Annotated in this window: 15 protein-coding genes; 10 read left to right on the forward strand and 5 right to left on the reverse strand. The window is 52.0% G+C overall.

The features are described from left to right. Positions 1–27: 27 nt before the first annotated feature. The 3 genes from torD to torC are packed head-to-tail and all read right to left on the reverse strand — an operon-like array spanning position 28 to position 4,291. On the reverse strand, positions 28–660 hold the full coding sequence (torD, locus tag B9P82_RS05465; RefSeq protein WP_016156990.1) for a molecular chaperone TorD: 633 nt from the start codon (positions 658–660) through the stop codon (positions 28–30). After that, positions 650–3,148 carry a trimethylamine-N-oxide reductase TorA gene (gene torA / locus B9P82_RS05470; protein WP_101700076.1) on the reverse strand — a complete coding sequence of 833 codons (2,499 nt, stop codon included), beginning with the start codon at positions 3,146–3,148 and terminating at the stop codon, positions 650–652. Before torA ends, torD begins: the two co-directional genes overlap by 11 nt. 3 nt (positions 3,149–3,151) lie before the next feature. Beyond that, a complete protein-coding gene (gene torC / locus B9P82_RS05475; protein ID WP_049042001.1) occupies positions 3,152–4,291 on the reverse strand; it encodes a pentaheme c-type cytochrome TorC in 1,140 nt (379 codons plus the stop codon). A 165-nt stretch (positions 4,292–4,456) separates the two neighbouring features. On the opposite strand from torC, the gene B9P82_RS05480 reads away from it, so the two are divergent. Continuing rightward, entirely contained in the window at positions 4,457–5,929 is a 1,473-nt protein-coding gene (locus tag B9P82_RS05480; RefSeq protein WP_016156993.1) for a MocR-like pyridoxine biosynthesis transcription factor PdxR, read from the forward strand. Between the two features lie 45 nt (positions 5,930–5,974). Here the strand turns inward: B9P82_RS05480 and uxuA are convergent, their stop codons facing one another. Further along, positions 5,975–7,165, reverse strand: a complete 1,191-nt coding sequence (uxuA, locus tag B9P82_RS05485) for a mannonate dehydratase (protein ID WP_016156994.1) — start codon at positions 7,163–7,165, stop codon at positions 5,975–5,977. Positions 7,166–7,367: 202 nt separating this feature from the next. Between uxuA and B9P82_RS05490 the strand changes: the two genes are divergently transcribed. From B9P82_RS05490 to yejF, 9 genes are all read left to right on the forward strand, one after another. Next, the gene (locus tag B9P82_RS05490) at positions 7,368–8,834 is read left to right on the forward strand and encodes a mannitol dehydrogenase family protein (RefSeq protein ID WP_046275465.1); all 1,467 of its coding nucleotides are present in this window, start codon (positions 7,368–7,370) and stop codon (positions 8,832–8,834) included. Between the two features lie 119 nt (positions 8,835–8,953). Then, positions 8,954–9,940, forward strand: a complete 987-nt coding sequence (locus tag B9P82_RS05495) for a CobW family GTP-binding protein (RefSeq protein ID WP_016153747.1) — start codon at positions 8,954–8,956, stop codon at positions 9,938–9,940. Positions 9,941–9,975: 35 nt separating this feature from the next. Further along, positions 9,976–10,689, forward strand: coding sequence for a phosphatase PAP2 family protein (locus B9P82_RS05500; RefSeq protein ID WP_101700077.1), 714 nt, complete (start codon positions 9,976–9,978; stop codon positions 10,687–10,689). Between the two features lie 413 nt (positions 10,690–11,102). After that, the gene (gene mepS, locus B9P82_RS05510; RefSeq protein ID WP_003027474.1) at positions 11,103–11,672 is read left to right on the forward strand and encodes a bifunctional murein DD-endopeptidase/murein LD-carboxypeptidase; all 570 of its coding nucleotides are present in this window, start codon (positions 11,103–11,105) and stop codon (positions 11,670–11,672) included. 172 nt (positions 11,673–11,844) lie between these two features. Next, complete coding sequence (locus B9P82_RS05515) at positions 11,845–13,404, forward strand: cyclic di-GMP phosphodiesterase (protein ID WP_016156997.1); 1,560 nt, start codon at positions 11,845–11,847, stop codon at positions 13,402–13,404. A gap of 99 nt (positions 13,405–13,503) precedes the next feature. Then, complete coding sequence (locus B9P82_RS05520; RefSeq protein WP_101700078.1) at positions 13,504–15,318, forward strand: extracellular solute-binding protein; 1,815 nt, start codon at positions 13,504–13,506, stop codon at positions 15,316–15,318. Next, positions 15,319–16,413: a microcin C ABC transporter permease YejB gene (locus B9P82_RS05525; protein WP_016153751.1), complete on the forward strand. Its 1,095-nt coding sequence runs from the start codon at positions 15,319–15,321 to the stop codon at positions 16,411–16,413. Continuing rightward, positions 16,413–17,438, forward strand: coding sequence for an ABC transporter permease (locus B9P82_RS05530; RefSeq protein WP_016153752.1), 1,026 nt, complete (start codon positions 16,413–16,415; stop codon positions 17,436–17,438). The genes B9P82_RS05525 and B9P82_RS05530 overlap by 1 nt, the downstream gene beginning before the upstream one ends. A 1-nt stretch (position 17,439) precedes the next feature. Then, positions 17,440–19,029: a microcin C ABC transporter ATP-binding protein YejF gene (gene yejF / locus B9P82_RS05535; RefSeq protein ID WP_049268560.1), complete on the forward strand. Its 1,590-nt coding sequence runs from the start codon at positions 17,440–17,442 to the stop codon at positions 19,027–19,029. A gap of 3 nt (positions 19,030–19,032) precedes the next feature. Here yejF and B9P82_RS05540 read toward each other — a convergent pair whose 3' ends face one another. Continuing rightward, positions 19,033–19,377: a YejG family protein gene (locus B9P82_RS05540; RefSeq protein ID WP_029139605.1), complete on the reverse strand. Its 345-nt coding sequence runs from the start codon at positions 19,375–19,377 to the stop codon at positions 19,033–19,035. Positions 19,378–19,458: the final 81 nt, after the last annotated feature.

The following is a 19,458-nucleotide window of genomic DNA, read 5'->3' on the forward strand; positions in this document are numbered from 1 at the left end:
ACAGCATTTGCTGTCCCTTTGTTCTTTTCAGCCCTGGCTGCTGAGGTAAAAATCATCCACCAACAGAGATTCCAGATACAGCTCATCCTCACGCATAAAATGCGTTATGACGTTAACCGCCTGAGGATAAACCCCCTCTTCGTCCCGGTGTAAACAACTTTCCCGTAGCAGGGGTGCCCAGCACATAATGTGATGATGCAAAAAGTAATATTGCGCCGATAACGTCTCCTTTTTGGTAACCATTCTCGCCATCAGTGCCAGCTGTACAGCAATATGGTCGGCAGGCTCGTTGTCCTGCGGGGTCAGCCCATACTCGACTAACAGCACATTCATTTCCTTGCGTTCATCAGGCGCGGTCGTATGCGGATAATGCCCCGCATAGGGAGAAACGCCGCCGGGAGGTGCCAGTAAAAACAACGAGGCATAGTCCGCCGCCAGCTCCAGCTGTCGGCTTTCCCGGCGCAGCGCCCGAACGAGACTACGTTCCAGGTTTTTGACATCAACGGATAACCCAGGGATAGCCGTCAACGACGCCAGCCACTTTCGGCTTTCCCCACTTTCCAGGCGGATGAGTTGCTCCTCGTCCAGCTCGCGGAACAGCAGTTGCGAAAACCACTGGTACACCGCCGCCCGCTGTCGATGAATATGATTATGCTGCACTTGCCCCCTCCTCTTTCACAACCTCCGGCCCGCCGAAGCCTGTGACCTGCGGGGCATTCTCCTGGTACCGCTCCACCTCGACCAGCACCGTATGCGCCGAAGGCCCCTGCGCCAGTTGTGATGTACCGATATCCGCACTCAGCACATTCGGATCGCCATAAGTGCATAGTGTGCCCGCTTTCCCGCCTTCCTGCGGCGAATACCACGCGCCTTCATGAATCCGGACGACGCCAGGCGCGTAATCCGGGCTGATCACCACCCCGGCCAGCACCTGGCCTCTGGCGTTAAACACGCGCGCAATATCCCCGGCTTTCAGGCCACGTGCGCGGGCATCCGACTCGCTCATGTACAGCGGCTCTCTTCCTGCCACCGCATAGGTGTTACGAAACGCCTCGCTTGAGCACAGCTGGGAGTGCAGACGTTTATCCGGATGGCAGGACTGCAGATGCAGCGGATATTTATCTGTTTTGCTGCCATGGGTACGCTCAAAGGGTTCCATCCACACCGGATGCCCCGGGCAGTCATCGTAGGCAAAGCCCGCGATGGTTTTGCTGTAAATTTCAATCAGACCAGAGGGTGTTCCTAACGGGTTGATATCCGGCTGTTCGCGAAATTCTCCATGACGCACCCACGGCTTCCCGGCAGGATATTCAATGTATCCTTCGCCCTGCCAGAAGCTCTCGAAGTTCGGCATACTCACGCCAAGGGACGCTCCCGTTTTCGCGCCCTCATCATAAATGGCTTTTATCCACTGCATTTCATCCCGCTTTTCGCGGTATGTCTCTTCCTGACCAAAGCGTTTGCACAGACCGGCAAAGACATCAAAGTCATGTCGCGCTTCAAACTGCGGTTTAACCACCTGATGTATCGCCATCAGCCCTTTATTCGAGTGTGTACCGAACTGCTCAATGTCATTACGCTCAAAGCGCGTGGTCACAGGCAGGACGATATCGGCAAAACGACAGGATGCTGTCCACTGATGATCCAGAACGACCACGGTTTCCAGCTTCTTCCACGCTTCGATCATGCGGTTACGATCCTGCTGCGCATGGAACGGATTGGCGGCGCTGAAAATCGCCATTTTGATATCAGGGAAAGTTAATGTTTCACCGTTGAAAGCGATCTTTTTGCCTGGCGCCAGCAGACAATCGATCATCCGCGAGGTAGGAATATGCTCTGAAGCGCCGCGGAAATCCGCTTTGTATTTCGCGGCCGGGGGATTGTTGATGCTCCCGAGACCGGACAGGACAGGACCGGCAGAAGTGACCGTCCCGCCGCCGTTATAGTGCCAGCCAAACCCTACTCCACCGCCCGGCAAGCCAATTTGGCCAACCATGCTGGCCAGCACCACCAGCATCCACGGATACTGCTCGCCATGGTGCATACGCTGCACGCACCAGCCGCCCATAAACTGTGTCCGGCCTTTGACCAGCAGGCGGGCGAAGTCGCGGATCTGCTCCGCCGTCAGACCGCAGATTTCCGCCGCCCATTCGGCGTTTTTCGGCTGCTTGTCGCTTTCCCCAAGCAGATACGGCAAGAACTGTTCAAAGCCCACGGTATAATCGTTAATGAACGCCGCGTCATACAGTTTTTCTTCGTACAGGGTATGCGCCAGCGCCAGCAATAACGCGACATCCGTTTGCGGTCGTAGCGCCAACTGCTCACAGCCAAGATAGTTTTGCGACTTGCTACGCACCGGATCAACGCTGATAACGCGCATCTTACCCTGCGCAACCGCTTCTTTAATCTGCTGCCAATAGCCAAACGCATCGTGATCGGGAACCAGGAACTCGATCTGCAGATTCTTGATAGGATCGCAGCCCCACAGCACGATGGTTTGGGTATTTTCGATAACCAGCGGGAGTGACGTTTGCTGCTCATAAACTTCCAGCGAACCAATCACATGCGGCAAAATCACCTGCGCTGCGGCTGCCGAGTAGTCGCCGACGGTCGTTACATAGCTACCGTGCAAGCCGAGTCCCCGATCCATCGCGCCGCCGGCCTTATGAAATTTGCCAACAATTTGCCAGTCCGCCAGCCCGGTAAAGACACCAGAAGATCCGTAGGTCTTTTGTACCCGCTCCAGCTCTTCATAAACCAGATCCAACGCCTGATCCCAGCTCACACGGACAAAGCGATTATCGCCGCGCTGGTTGCGATCTGACTTTTCACGCTTGCGCAGCCAGTCCAGCCGCACCATCGGGTAGCGCACACGCGATGGGTTGTAGACCACTTCACGCACCGCATTCAGCATATCGCAGGGGTATTTGTCATGTTTGAAGGGGCGGGTATCGACCCATTCACCGTTCACGACTTTGGCTTCAAAAGCGCCAAAGTGCGAGCCAGACTGGATCCATTGCTCCGGGTTTTCACCCGCTGCCCAGACCTTTGAGATCAGTGGATTTGGCCCTAAAGCGCTGACGGCACCGACTGCCAGCATTCCACTTAAAAACCGTCGACGTGACGGATTAAAATCATGAATATCCATAAATTATCCTTTTGAATTGTTAGGTTGAGGTATATCGCTGGCGTGAGTCTGGAGATATTTCAACAACGTACGGTCTTCCACCGGGTTAAGCCGGTAGTAGGTGGACATGGATTTCAGTCCGGCGATCCAGCCATTCGCGGAATAACGGGTCGGCGGCGGCGTGCTGTGGCAAGCGCTACAGGTGGATTGCAACATCTGATCGGCGTATTGCCAGAGGGGGTCAATATTGTCGGTAAAACCCTCCGCCGAACTCCAGGCCATCACACTTACCTGCTGCCACTCCTGATGTGACTCCGGATCAACCTGTGTTTGCTCAACCTTCACGTTGCTCATCAGCGAGGCATCTAATACGGCAGCAAAAACGCGTTTACCCATATACTGAGTAATCACCCGTCCCCGTCCTTTGCTTTCCCGCCAGCCGGTCAGCTCTATCTGAACGTTTTTTCCTTCTCTTTTCAGCACACGCACTTGCGTTGCCGGGTACAGCATGGCTTTACCTGCCGGACTCTCTGCTGTCGCAGTCAGTGATTTTTCGCCTAACGAATACAGCGTCGTCGCCGTGGGTAACTGCTCTCCCTGACGCTGCAACTGCTTGTAACGATCGCGAAAACCGCTGCTCATATCGGGTTTGTGATGGGCAATGCCTTTGTGACAATCGATACAGTTACTGTCTTTTGCCGCCGCCGCGGTCATTTGCGCCGCTGCATTTGCCGATTGCTTGCCGTGATCCATCGCCTCATAGCTATGGCAGGATTTACACGCCGCAGAATTATTCGCGCTCATGCGCGCCCATTCTCGCTGGGCCAACTCCGCCCGCTTTGCGGCAAATTTTTCCGGGGTATCGATCGAAGGAGAGATAAAGGTGTGGTAGAGGTCGTTTAAGGCTTGCGTTTTACGAACCAGCGTTGGGACGATGCCTGGCGGAATATGACAATCCTTACACTCCGCACGCACACCAGAAGCATTACGAAAATGCACGCTGGTTTTATACTCCTCGCCAGATGTGCGCATCGAGTGACACGATAAACAAAACTCGGTAGAACTGGTGTAATGAACGCCTTGCCACGTTCCCCAAATAGCCAGGGCCATTGCTACCGCCCCGGCGAATGCGCACCATAGTGCGTTTTTTCTTATCCACGACATGCTTGCCTCCATTTTTTTAATAGCGACACGCTAAGGGATAATAAAAATCAAAAATAGAGACAGCGAAGGCAGATTATAGGAACAGCATCCACTCTATGAGGTTCGTCAAATAGTAAAGAGCAGAAGTCCGTAATATAATTACCATCTATAAATAAGGAATTTATCATGCTCAAACTGACTCTCGATAGAGAAAGCCGGACTCCGCTGCAGTTGCAGATATTTCAATTTTATTTACAGGCCATTCAGCGGGGTGATTTGCTGTGTGGAGATAAACTCCCCTCTATTCGCGAGCAGGCTCAGGCATTGAACATTGCCAAAATAACGGTAGTAATGGCCTATGATAAGCTGATGGCGGCTGGATTAATTAAGAGCCGACACGGCATTGGTTATGAGGTGATATTCACCACGCCTGTACGTGTAACCCCAGCGCATGTGTCCGTACCCCAGGGCTCTCCGCCAGTAACACCAAAAGCGGCCGGGGTCTCTACCGATGTTTATGCAGAGCCTGGGCGGGAGTGCTACTGCCGGATGGGCGTCCCCGATCCCAATGCTTTTCCCTGGGCAAGCTGGCGAAAATGGAATAACGCGCCAAGCGTGCTTAAAGAACAATTGTTTACCCGATATCATTCATCAAATGGATTATTTTCACTGCGTGAGCAACTAGCCAGGTACCTTAATTTATCTCGCGGCATTAATACCCGGGCGGAGAACATCATCATTACCAATGGGATTCAGGAAGGATTGTCGCTGCTCAGTCAAATATTTATTGTTCATCATGCCGTCAGTCAGCAAAAAAAGTGCCACGTTGTGGCCGAATCCCCTTGCTATTCTGGCGCATGGCATCTGTTTAATTATTACGGTGCAGACATTACGTCAATTGCTGTAGATAACCACGGGCTGCAAACAGATAAATTACCCGAATATGAAACCCAGCTTTGCTATGTGACTCCGGCTCACCAGTATCCAATGGGAAGCGTCCTTTCGCTGGAGCGCCGTCAGTCATTATTGACGTGGGCGCAGCGCGTCGGCGCTTATATCCTTGAAGACGACTACGATGCTGTTTTTACCTATGGCGAGAACCCCCTTCCTGCACTGAAAGCTATGGATTATCACAACCGGGTTATCTACATGGGGACATTTTCCAAAACGTTGGGGCCGGGAACGCGTCTTGGCTATCTCATTTGTCCTGATGAACTGCTCCCGGCAGTAAAGAATATGAAAGCGCTCAACAACAACGGCAGTCAGTGGCTATTGCAGCAATTTTTAGCCGAATTAATGCAAAATCAGGTGTTTTACTCGCACATCAGCAAGCTGGCCTGCAACTATGCGGCGCGCCTCAATCTGTTACGCGATGGCCTTTCTGTTCTGTTTCCGTCAGGGAAAATCGCTGGCGCAACGGCGGGTCTGCACCTCTCGTTACGCGTTGACAGGCACCCAGATATGATCGCCAGGCTGCAACAGCGCTGCCTGCTGGCAGGGATCCGCTTTGACACTCTGCCAGATATAGAAAATGGCTCAGGTGCCGCATGGCGTAGGGAGAATAGCGATGCTGTTATGTTTTTCGGGTTTGGCGGATTGCAGATACAGCAGATCAAAAAGGTGCTGTCGGTACTGGAGCAGGCGCTAGCGCAGCCTTGATGAATTTCAGGGATCGCGCCTGCGGCACAATCCCTGTTGTTAACCTTACAGCAGATCGCGGAACTGCGTTTGTTTTAACGCCAGCTCAACGCCGCGAACTTCCGCCAGCCCTTTCAGACGACCAATCGCGGAGTAGCCTGGGTTGGTTTTCTTGTGCAGGTCGTCAAGCATCTGGTGTCCGTGATCCGGACGCATCGGGATAGGACGCAAATCGCCCGCCTTTTTACGGCGCTGTTCTTCGCTCAGGATGGCAGCAACCACCGATACCATATCCACATCGCCTTGCAGGTGCGCACCTTCGTGGAAGGTTTTCGGGTTATCTTCACGGCAGGTGGAGCGCAGATGCGTGAAGTGGATTCGATCGCCAAAGGTTTCGATCATTTTCACCAGATCGTTATCGGCGCGCACGCCGTAGGAACCGGTGCACATGGTGAAACCGTTATTGATGCTGTCGACGGTTTCTTTCAGCCACTGCATATCTTCGATAGTCGAAACAATGCGCGGCAGGCCGAGGATCGGACGCGGCGGATCGTCAGGGTGAACAGCCAGACGCACGCCGACTTCTTCCGCCACAGGCACAATCGCCCGCAGGAATACCGCCATATTATCGCGCAGATCGTCTTTGCTGATGCCGTCATATTCAGCGAGGCGCGCACGGAACTGATCCAGCGTATAGCCCTCTTCCGCACCGGGCAGGCCGGCAATGATATTGCGGGTCAGCTTTTCGATATCGGCATCGCTCATAGCATTGAAGTAATTCAGCGCCTGGCGTTGTTCTTCTGCGGTGTAATCCGCTGCGGCGCCTGGGCGCTGAAGAATATGCAGTTCAAAGGCTGCAAAAGCAATCTGGTCAAAACGTAGCGCTTTGGAGCCGTCCGGCAGCTGATATTCGAGATCGGTACGCGTCCAGTCGAGGATCGGCATGAAGTTATAGCACACGGTATCGATGCCGCAGGTCGCCAGATTACGGATACTCTGCTGATAATTGGCAATCCACGTTTGGTACTGGCCTGAACGCGTTTTGATATCTTCGTGGACAGGAATACTTTCCACCACCGACCAGGTCAGCCCTTTTTCAGCCAGAATAGCCTGACGCTGTTGAATCTCTTCTACCGGCCACACTTCACCGTTGGGAATGTGGTGCAAGGCGGTCACAACACCCGTTGCGCCAGCCTGACGCACATCATCAAGCGATACCGGATCGTTAGGTCCGTACCAACGCCAGGTTTGTTCCATTGTTTCACCCCACAAGTTGTTATACCAAATTAAACTACCTGAATGACGACTACCATACAGCCATCCCGTAGATGTTCAACAGATGGCCTATCATTGATTGATCCAGCTCACATTCCCCGGATAAATGAGGCACACCAATTCAATTTGCTGTCATATAACTTTATACTGCCATTGTTAATTAATGGTTAATCAGGTGTATTTAATGAAAACTATTGCCTCAGCGCCTCTGGCGGAAAATGTCATGATGCCGCAGTACGACCGCCAACAATTAAAAACGCGGATTGTACATTTTGGTTTCGGTGCTTTTCACCGCGCCCATCAGGCGTTATTAACCGACAGGGTGCTGAATGCGCAGGGCGGAGACTGGGGAATTTGCGAGATCAGCCTGTTCAGTGGCGATCGGCTGATGCGTCAGCTTCGCGAACAGGATCATTTATTTACCGTGTTAGAAAAAGGGGCTAACGGCAACCAGCCTATTGTTATCGGTGCCGTTAACGAATGCCTGAACGCCACGCTGGATTCGCTGGCGGCCATTATTGAAAAATTCTGCGAGCCTCAGGTCGCGATTGTCTCGTTAACCATCACGGAAAAAGGCTACTGCATCGATCCGGCAACGGGTTCGTTAGATCTCTCTAATGCGCGTATTATTCACGATCTGCAGACACCGGCTGAACCGCACTCCGCCCCCGGTATTATCGTTGAAGCGCTGCACCGCCGACGTGAACGTGGACTGCAGCCGTTTACCGTCCTCTCCTGCGATAACATCCCGGACAATGGTCATGTGGTAAAAAATGCCGTACTGGGGATGGCGGAAAAACGCTCTCCTGAGCTGGCGCACTGGATCCAGGAACACGTCAGTTTCCCGGGTACGATGGTGGATCGGATTGTTCCCGCCGCCACCGAAGAGTCGCTGGCTGAAATCGCCCACGAGCTTGGCGTTGCCGATCCTTGCGCAATCAGCTGCGAGCCGTTTATTCAGTGGGTGATTGAAGACAACTTTGTCTGTGGTCGTCCGCAATGGGAAACCGCGGGTGTCCAGATGGTTGAAAACGTCTTGCCGTGGGAACAAATGAAACTGCGGATGCTGAACGGCAGCCATTCGTTTCTCGCTTATCTCGGCTATCTGGCCGGATTCCAGCACATCAGCGACTGTATGCAGGATAGCGCATTTCGTGAAGCCGCTTACCGGCTGATGCTCACCGAACAGGCCCCCACGCTGCAAATTACCGATGTTGATTTAAACCAGTATGCCTTAAGCCTGCTGGACCGCTTTGCCAACCCGGCGCTGAAACACAAAACCTGGCAAATCGCGATGGATGGTAGCCAGAAATTACCCCAGCGAATGCTGGAAGGGATCCGCGTGCATTTAGCACGTCAAAGCGAGTGGCCGCTGTTGGCGCTCGGCATCGCAGGCTGGATGCGCTACGTGAGCGGTGTGGATGATTCAGGCGCTACGATTGATATTCGTGACCCGCTCAGTGAGAAAATTGCCGCTCTGGTGGCACAGAGCACTGAATCAGAACGCGTCAGCGCCCTGCTTTCGCTGCATGAGATTTTCTCCGCCGATCTCGTACAGAATCCGCAGTTTGTCGCGGTCATTCAGCAGGCCTGGCAACGTATTGCCCAATACGGTGCACATCAGGCTGTCATTGAAACGTTAAAAAATTAACGATTTCTGCCATTAAACAGGACGAAGCACGTCTTCGTCCCCTCACCCCTTCTCTTTTTCCCCATTTTTCGCCAGGATTGTTAAATGCCATTACGGTAATTTATGATTCTGGAGTAATTGTGACTAAAACCAATCTCATCACTGGTTTTCTCGGCAGTGGCAAAACCACCTCTATTCTTCATCTATTGGCGAACAAGGATCCCGCAGAGAAGTGGGCCGTGCTGGTCAATGAGTTTGGTGAAGTAGGTATTGATGGCGCCCTGTTAGCCGACAGCGGCGCATTGCTAAAAGAGATCCCCGGCGGCTGTATGTGCTGCGTTAACGGTCTACCGATGCAGGTTGGCCTCAATACGCTGCTGCGTCAGGGAAAACCCGATCGATTGCTGATTGAACCTACTGGCCTCGGACACCCTAAACAAATTCTGGATTTACTCACCGCACCGGTTTACGAACCGTGGATCGATCTGCGCGCGACCCTCTGTATTCTTGACCCCCGGCTGCTACTGGATGAAAAAAGCGTCGCCAATGACAATTTCCGCGATCAGCTGGCCGCCGCAGATATCATTGTTGCCAATAAAGCCGACCGCGCCACAGCGGAAAGCGAAAACGCCTTGCAAACCTGGTGGCAACACTACGGCGGCAATCGCCAGTTGGTTCATGCCGACCATGGGCAAATTGACGGGCAGTTACTGGATTTACCCCGACTAAACCTGGCAGAGCTTCCTGCAAGCGCAGAGCACGCCCATAGCCATGCAGACAAAAAGGGACTGGCGGCATTGAGTCTGCCGTCACAGCAGCGCTGGCGGCGCAGCCTGAACAGCGGCCAGGGCCATCAGGCCTGCGGTTGGATTTTTGACGCCGATACGGTGTTCGATACCATCGGTCTGCTGGAATGGTCCCGTCTTGCCCCCGTGGGGCGCGTGAAAGGTGTCATGCGTATAAAGGAAGGGCTGGTGCGCATTAACCGCCAGGGAGACGACTGGCATATTGAGACGCAAAACGTCGCGCCACCGGATAGCCGTATTGAACTCATCGCCGATACTGAGACCGACTGGAATACGCTACAGAGTGCATTGTTGAGACTTCGTTTAGACGCTAACGCGTAAGGTTGCCTTCGTTTTTATAGCAATGGTAAACGATGATGAAAACCCGATACCCTCTTATTCTCCTACTCAATATTGCGGGGCTGGCGCTGTTTCTGTCCTGGTATCTTCCTGCCGGACATGGGATCTGGTCTTCATTGGATACGGGCGTTTTCCGCTTCTTTAACCAGAAACTGGTGGAAAGCCCGCAGTTCTTGTGGATTGTTGCTATTACCAATAACCGGGCATTTGATGGTTGCTCATTGCTGGCAATGGGCGCCTTGATGCTGCATTTTTGGCTGAAAGAAACGTCGGAAGGTCGCCGACGCATTATCGCTATTGGCCTGGTTATGCTGCTCACCGCAGTGGTATTAAATCAGTTAGGCCAGGCGCTTATTCCCGTTAAACGCGCCAGCCCTACTCTGATGCTGGATAATATTTATCGCGTCAGCGAACTGCTGCATATTCCGACTAAAGATGCGTCCAGAGACAGTTTCCCCGGCGATCACGGTATGATGCTGCTTATTTTTTCCGCATTTATGCTGCGTTATTTCGGAAAAGTCGCCGGAATAATCGGCCTTATTATCGCTGTGGTTTTTGCCTTTCCACGCATAATGATTGGCGCTCACTGGCTCACCGATATCGTGATCGGTTCCATGACTGTCGTCTTGATTGGTCTGCCCTGGTGGCTAATGACACCGTTAAGCGACCGATTAGTCACTCTGTTTGCGAATTATCTGCCCGGTAAAAACAAACATTTTTTAAACAAATAACGCACAGTAATTAACATCATCAGGGAAAACTCTGATTCCCTGATGATGCTTGTCGATATTTCATCATTCTGGCTGTCATTCTCCCGTCATCTTATTCATCTTTAAAATGATTGGGTTGCGTCTTTTTTATCCCGATTGTTCTTAATTTAGGCAATGCCGGTTATTCACTTTCTGTATCAATTTTTCTTATAAGAAATCACGTAAATTCACTCGCAATGACCGGACCGATCGGGTAATCTCGAACTCGTTTTGCCTCGCGGGATAATTATTCTCTTCAGGAATAAATTTGTGCGTTCTGCCACAGATTTGACCTTAAAGAATTGTCTCATCGTGCGATGGTAATTAGTCTCGTCACGTTTGGCATTTTTTATAACGATATTTATCGTTAAGGACTTCAAGGGAAAACAAACAAAATGGTCAAATCTCAACCGATTTTGAGATATATCTTGCGGGGCATACCCGCGATAGCAGTTGCGGTTCTGCTTTCTGCATGTAGCACAACGAACACCGCCAGGAATATGCATTCTGAGACGCATGCTGTGGGCAATGGAGATAACTCTTCACTGCAAGCCTCTCAGGATGAATTTGAAAATATGGTCCGTAATATCGATGTTAAATCACGTATTATGGACCAGTATGCTGACTGGAAAGGCGTGCGTTACCGCCTTGGCGGCAGCACCAAAAAAGGTATTGATTGTTCAAGCTTCGTACAACGTACGTTCCGCGAGCAATTTGGTTTAGAGCTTCCTCGCTCAACCTACGAACAACAGGAAACGGGTAAATCCGTTTCGCGCACTAACCTGCGCACAGGCGATCTGGTTCTGTTCCGTGCTGGCTCCACTGGCCGTCACGTCGGTATTTATATCGGCAACAACCAGTTCGTACACGCCTCGACCAGCAGCGGCGTTATCATTTCCAGCATGAACGAACCTTACTGGAAAAAACGTTACAACGAAGCTCGCCGGGTCCTGAGCCGCAGTTAATTTCGTTTGGCAGCTATCCCTTGGCTATCCTGATGAGACATTTTGAAAAGCACTGCTTCGGCGGTGCTTTTTTTTTGCTTTGTCTTGTGACTAAGAAAAATCTCACAAGGTGAGTCATTTCAGGTTATATTCATACAGAATAAGCGGTTAACTCAGGTAAACATAAGGAACTATGTTTAAACGCTCTTCTTCATCCAATCAGAAAATCCTGCTTTCCTGTATGTTAACGGGGCTTATCGTCGCGCTCCTGGTGAGTACCCTGCAATTTTTCGTGACCTGGCATAAACGAGACATTAAGTACGACACGCTCCTTTCCGATATCCAGAATTATGTCAGCAGCTACTTCGCCGATCTCAAATCCACCACAGATGACCTTCAGCCACTGGTCGCCAACAGTTGCCAACAAGTCGCTGCTCAACTGACCTCCAGCGCGGCCTTTAGCCTCAACGTTCGCGCATTTTTACTGGTCAAAAACGGCATTGCTTTCTGCTCCTCCGCAACGGGCGCAATGTTCACCCCGATTTTAGATCTGGTCCCAAGCCTCGATATCAGCAGAAATATTGATGTGGAATTACTCCCCGGTACGCCCATGATGCCGAACAAGCCGGCGATAATGATTTGGCACCGGAACCCATCGTTCACTGATAGCGGCGTGTTTACCTCACTGAATATTAATCTGGCCCCTTATCTGCTTTATACCGCCCGACAGGATGATTTTAACGGTATTGCCATAGTCGTCGGTGATAACGCGATTTCAACATTTTCATCACGGATTATTGATGCCTCCGCTCTGCCCCACTCTCACTGGCGGCAGGCGACCCTGGAAGGTATTCCGCTACAGATTCGTTTATATGCCGATGAGTGGACCTATACCGACATCTGGTATTCGATTATGTTGGGATGCATGGCGGGGATTATTGCTGCACTTCTTCTCTGGTACTACATCTACACCATCCGTTTACGTCCGGGCAAAGATATCCTCAACGCTATCAAACATAACCAGTTTTATGTGGTGTACCAGCCCGTCGTTGAGGTGCAGACACTGGAGGTGAAAGGTGTAGAGGTGTTATTACGCTGGAATCATCCAACAACGGGTGAGATCCCTCCGGATGCTTTTATTCACTACGCCGAATCCCAGAAAATGATTGTCCCGCTGACCCAGCATCTCTTTAAGTTGATAGCCCAGGACGCACCGATGCTGCAAAAAGTGTTACCCGCTGGAGCAAAATTGGGGATCAATATCGCGCCAACGCATCTGCACGGCGAGACGTTTAAAGACGACATTCATCACCTGCAGGCCTCGCTTCCCGCAAACCATTTCCAGATGGTGCTGGAAATCACCGAACGGGATATGCTTAATCAACACGAGGCCACAAAGCTTTTTGAATGGCTTCATTCCGCAGGTTTTGAAATTGCCATTGATGATTTTGGCACCGGTCATAGCGCGCTGATTTATCTGGAACGCTTTACCGTTGACTACCTGAAAATCGATCGCGGCTTTATTAACGCCATTGGAACAGAGACCCTGACCTCTCCGGTTCTGGACGCCGTGTTGACACTCTCTAAGCGTCTTAATATGCTGACGGTGGCTGAAGGGGTTGAAACGCCTGAGCAAGCCCGTTGGCTGCGCGATCGTGGAGTGCATTTTTTCCAGGGATACTGGATTAGCCGACCATTAAAACTTGCTGATTTCGTGCGTTGGATGGCGCAGCCCAATAAGCCGACGTGGTGATCGCAGTATGCGAATCATATACTCTCACTCGCCGCCACATCCCTTATCTTTCAGGCATGATGCCCGTCGGGTTGTGGCAGGAAAAGGAAATCGCATTTAATGATCCCTCGCGTATTGCTGCTGTTTATCGCCCTCATCGGGTTTAGCGCCGAGGCGCAGTCCATCAAAGAAAGCTATGCTTTTGCCGTACTGGGCGAACCGAAGTACGCGTTTAACTTTAATCACTTTGATTACGTCAACCCTGCGGCCCCCAAAGGCGGGCAAATCACCCTCTCCGCCATCGGCACGTTCGATAACTTCAACCGCTATGCGATGCGCGGTAATCCCGGAGCACGTACCGAAACGCTTTACGATACGCTGTTTACTACCTCTGACGATGAACCTGGCAGCTATTATCCGCTCATCGCCGACAGCGCACGCTATGCTGATGACTATTCCTGGGTAGAAATCGCCATCAATCCGCGAGCGCGTTTTCACGATGGCTCCCCCATTACCGCCAGCGATGTCGCATTCACCTTCCACAAATTTATGACTGAAGGCGTGCCGCAATTTCGCCTGGTCTACAAGGGAACAACGGTAAAAGCGATCGCGCCATTAACTGTACGTATTGAATTAGCCAAACCGGGTAAAGAGGACATGCTCAGCCTGTTTTCATTACCCGTGATGCCAGAGAAGTACTGGAAAGATCATAAGCTCAGCGATCCCTTATCATCGCCTCCGCTCGCCAGCGGTCCTTATCGCATCACGAAATGGAAGATGGGTCAGTACATTGTCTATTCTCGCGTCAAAGATTATTGGGCCGCTAATCTGCCCGTCAACCGTGGCCGCTGGAACTTTGATACCATCCGCTACGACTACTATCTGGATGACAACGTCGCCTTTGAAGCGTTTAAGGCCGGAGCGTTTGACCTGCGTCTTGAAAACGATGCCAAAAACTGGGCGACACGTTATACCGGTAAAAATTTCGCGAATCATTACATCATCAAAGATGAGCAAAAAAACGAATCCGTCCAGGATACGCGTTGGCTGGCGTTTAATATTCAGCGCCCGGTGTTCAGCGACCGACGGGTGCGAGAAGCCATCACCCTGGCATTTGATTTTGAATGGATGAATAAAGCTCTATTCTATAACGCCTGGAGCCGGACCAACAGCTATTTTCAGAATACCGAGTATGCCGCTAAAAATTACCCCGATGCGGATGAACTGGTAATACTTGCGCCCTTGAAAAAAGATCTCCCCCCTGAGGTCTTCAGCCAAATTTATCAGCCGCCGAAATCAAAAGGCGATGGCTACGATCGTGACAACCTGTTGAAAGCCGATGCCTTACTGGAGCAGGCCGGATGGGTACTTAAGGGACAACAGCGCGTAAACAGCGCCAACGGTAAACCTCTGAGCTTTGAACTGTTGCTCCCGGCGGGCAGTAACAGCCAGTGGGTGCTGCCGTTCCAGCACAACCTGCAGCGCTTAGGCATTACAATGAACATCCGCCAGGTTGATAACTCACAAATCACAAACCGGCTGCGCAGTCGTGACTATGACATGATGCCGAGATTGTATCGCGCAATGCCGTGGCCAAGTTCGGACCTGCAAATTCTCTGGGCCTCTGAATATATTGACTCCAGCTATAACGCCCCGGGCGTGCAAAGCCCGGTGATTGATAAACTGATCAACCAAATCATCGCGGCGCAGGGTGATAAAGCCAAACTAATCCCACTCGGTCGGGCACTGGACAGGGTATTAACCTGGAACTACTACATGTTGCCGATGTGGTTTATGGCAGAGGATCGCATCGCCTGGTGGGATAAGTTTTCGCATCCAGCTATTCGCCCCATTTATACCATTGGTCTCGACAACTGGTGGTACGACGTTAACAAAGCGGCGAAACTGCCAGCAGCCAGACGGCAGGGAGAATAAATGGGCGCTTATCTGATTCGACGTCTGCTACTGGTGATCCCAACGCTTTGGGCCATCATCACCATCAACTTTTTTATCGTGCAGATTGCCCCCGGTGGTCCGGTTGAGCAGGCCGTCGCCGCTATTGAGTTCGGACAAAGCGGGGCATTACCCGGCGCGGGTAGTGAAGGCATTCGCGCCAGCCACGCGCAAACCGGCGTAGGCAATATCAGCGACAGTAATTACCGAGGTGGCCGTGGTCTTGACCCGGAAGTGATCGCCGAAATCACTCGCCGTTACGGGTTCGATAAGCCCATTCATGAGCGTTATTTTAAAATGCTCTGGGACTATATTCGTTTCGATTTCGGCGACAGCCTGTTTCGTAGCGCCTCAGTGCTGACGCTTATCAAAGACAGCCTGCCTGTTTCCGTCACGCTGGGGCTATGGAGTACGCTCATTATCTATCTGGTGTCGATACCGCTTGGGATCCGCAAAGCCGTTCACAACGGCAGCCGATTTGATGTCTGGAGCAGCGCATTCATTATTATTGGCTATGCCATACCGGCCTTTTTGTTTGCGATTTTACTGATCGTCTTTTTTGCCGGGGGCAGCTATTACGACCTGTTCCCGCTTCGCGGACTGGTTTCCGCCAATTTTGATTCCCTGCCCTGGTATCAGAAAGTGACCGACTACCTTTGGCATATTACCCTGCCAGTGCTGGCGACGGTGGTTGGGGGTTTTGCCGCGCTAACCATGCTGACCAAAAACTCATTTCTGGATGAGGTACGCAAACAGTATGTCGTCACCGCGCGCGCCAAAGGGGTCAGCGAGAAAAACATTCTGTGGAAACATGTGTTTCGCAATGCCATGTTGCTGGTAATCGCTGGCTTCCCGGCAACGTTTATCAGCATGTTTTTTACCGGTTCGCTGCTGATTGAAGTGATGTTTTCGCTTAACGGTCTGGGACTACTGGGTTATGAATCCACCGTATCACGTGACTACCCGGTAATGTTTGGCACGCTCTATATCTTCACCCTGATCGGTCTGCTGCTGAATATCCTCAGCGACATCAGCTACACGCTGGTCGATCCCCGTATTGATTTTGAGGGACGCTAATGTCGCGATTAAGCCCCGTCAATCAGGCCCGCTGGGCGCGTTTTCGCCATAACCGTCGCGGCTATTGGTCGCTGTGGATTTTTCTACTGCTCTTCGGCCTTAGCCTGTGTTCAGAACTGATTGCCAATGATAAGCCGCTACTGGTGCGCTACGACAGTAGCTGGTATTTCCCCCTGTTCAAAAACTACAGTGAAAGCGACTTCGGCGGACCATTGGCGACCCAGGCTGATTATCAGGATCCGTGGTTACAGCAGCGCCTGGAAAACCGGGGCTGGATCCTGTGGGCGCCGATACGCTTTGGAGCCACCAGCATTAACTTTGCCACTGATAAGCCCTTCCCTTCCCCGCCTTCTGCACAAAACTGGCTGGGAACGGACGCCAACGGCGGTGATGTGCTGGCACGGATCCTCTATGGCACACGTATTTCTGTCCTGTTTGGATTAATGCTAACCCTGTGCTCCAGCGTGATGGGGATCATGGCTGGCGCAATCCAGGGCTATTATGGCGGCAAGGTGGATCTGTGGGGGCAACGATTCATTGAGGTTTGGTCAGGTATGCCAACGCTGTTTTTGATCATACTGCTGTCGAGCGTGGTCCAGCCAAACTTCTGGTGGCTACTGGGCATTACCGTGCTGTTTGGCTGGATGAGCCTGGTTGGCGTGGTACGCGCGGAATTTTTACGTACCCGAAACTTTGATTACATTCGTGCCGCTCAGGCGCTCGGCGTGAGCGATCGCAGTATTATTCTGCGCCATATGCTGCCCAATGCGATGGTCGCCGCCCTGACCTTTTTACCGTTTATATTATGCGCCTCGATCACCACTCTGACCTCGCTGGATTTTCTTGGCTTCGGCTTACCGCTTGGCTCGCCATCGCTGGGAGAACTCCTGTTACAGGGTAAAAACAACCTGCAGGCACCGTGGCTTGGTATCACCGCGTTCATCTCCGTTGCCCTGCTATTATCGCTACTGATATTTATTGGTGAAGCGGTACGCGACGCGTTCGATCCCAACAAGGCGATTTAAGATGACACAACCACTGTTAGCTATTGAAAATTTATCTGTAGGTTTTCGCCAACAGGAGACCGTTCGCACCGTGGTCAATACCCTCTCACTGAGGGTTGATGCCGGGCAAACTCTGGCGCTGGTGGGCGAGTCCGGTTCGGGTAAAAGCGTGACCGCACTTTCTATTCTACGGTTATTACCGACCCCTCCCGCAGTCTACCTTTCCGGCGACATCCGTTTTCATGGCGAATCATTGCTTCATGCCGATGAGCAGACGCTTCGCGGCGTTCGCGGGAATAAAATCGCCATGATTTTCCAGGAGCCAATGGTGTCGCTAAACCCGCTTCACAACCTGGAAAAACAGCTGTATGAAGTGCTGTCGCTGCATCGGGGAATGCGTCGGGAGGCCGCGCGGGCAGAAATACTGACCTGTCTGGATCGGGTCGGCATCCGTCAGGCGGCCAAACGTCTCGCAGACTATCCGCACCAACTGTCCGGCGGTGAACGCCAGCGCGTGATGATCGCCATGGCGCTGCTTACGCGACCGGAGCTGCTTATTGCCGATGAACCGACCACCGCGCTGGATGTCTCCGTACAGGCGCAAATCCTGCAGCTGCTGCGGGAGTTACAGCGCGAACTGAACATGGGATTACTGTTTATCACCCACAACCTCAGCATTGTGAAAAAACTGGCCGATACCGTTGCGGTGATGCAAAACGGCCAGTGCGTTGAGCAAAATCGAGCGGCACAGCTGCTCACTGCGCCAACGCATCCCTACACGCAGAAATTGTTAAACAGCGAACCTTCCGGCGATCCAGTACCTGTACCTGCCGGGCAAGCGCCATTGCTGGAAGTGGAAAAACTCTGCGTTGCCTTCCCCATCCGTAAAGGTATCCTGAAGCGCGTGGTGGACCATAACGTTGTGGTTAACAACGTCAGTTTTTCCCTCCGCCCCGGTGAAACGCTGGGACTGGTCGGGGAGTCAGGATCGGGGAAAAGCACTACCGGGCTGGCGTTACTGAGGTTAATCACCTCACAGGGAAGCATTGTGTTCGATGGCCTCGCGCTGCATACCTTAAATCGCCGCCAGCTGTTACCGGTACGTCACCGCATTCAGGTCGTGTTTCAGGATCCCAACTCCTCGCTGAACCCGCGCCTGAGCGTGCTACAGATTATTGAGGAGGGACTGCGCGTTCATCAGCCAACCCTGTCAGCCGAACAGCGCGAAGCGCAGGTGAAAGCGGTAATGGCGGAAGTGGGACTGGATAGCGAAACGCGGCATCGTTACCCGGCGGAGTTTTCCGGCGGTCAACGTCAACGCATAGCCATTGCCAGAGCCTTGATTCTCAAGCCTTCCCTGATCATTCTGGATGAACCAACATCGTCGCTCGACAGAACCGTACAGGCGCAAATCCTGACGTTGTTAAAGTCTTTACAGGAAAAGCATCGCCTGGCTTATATCTTTATCAGCCATGATTTGCACGTAGTACGCGCGTTATGCCATCAGGTTATTGTGCTAAGGCAGGGAGAGGTCGTGGAGCAAGGACAATGCGAGCACGTATTTAACGCGCCACAGCAGGCATATACGCGTCAGCTGCTCGCGCTAAGCTGACGCTCAAAACGGATTGTTATTTGAAAACGGCTCTGCGATGGCCACGCCGAAATTTTTCAGTCTGCAGGTCGCGGCAAATTCATCCTGACGATTCACAAACAGGCACGGCTCTCCTTCGCATTCCAACACGGAACAAGGTACCTCAATGTCGCTGAGGGCCTGGCTGAGTTTATGCATGACTGACCACGCGCTGTCACCATCAGGGCTAAGCAATTTGAGCGCCACCAGGCTGTTCTCATTGCTCTGACCGTTTTGCGGAATCGGTTCAACCTTTGAACCTGCGAAACCCACCGACCAACGATAGCACTGTGGCAGACGATGAACGATTGAGAGTTGTAATGTCATCACTTTCTTTCCCTGGAAGTACAATCACTTCACAATTATTTTACATCAATATTAACACATCATTGACAATACGTCTTTAAACAG

Origin of the sequence: Citrobacter sp. L55 (assembly GCF_002850715.1) — a bacterium.
Classification (GTDB): Bacteria; Pseudomonadota; Gammaproteobacteria; order Enterobacterales; family Enterobacteriaceae; genus Citrobacter; species Citrobacter braakii.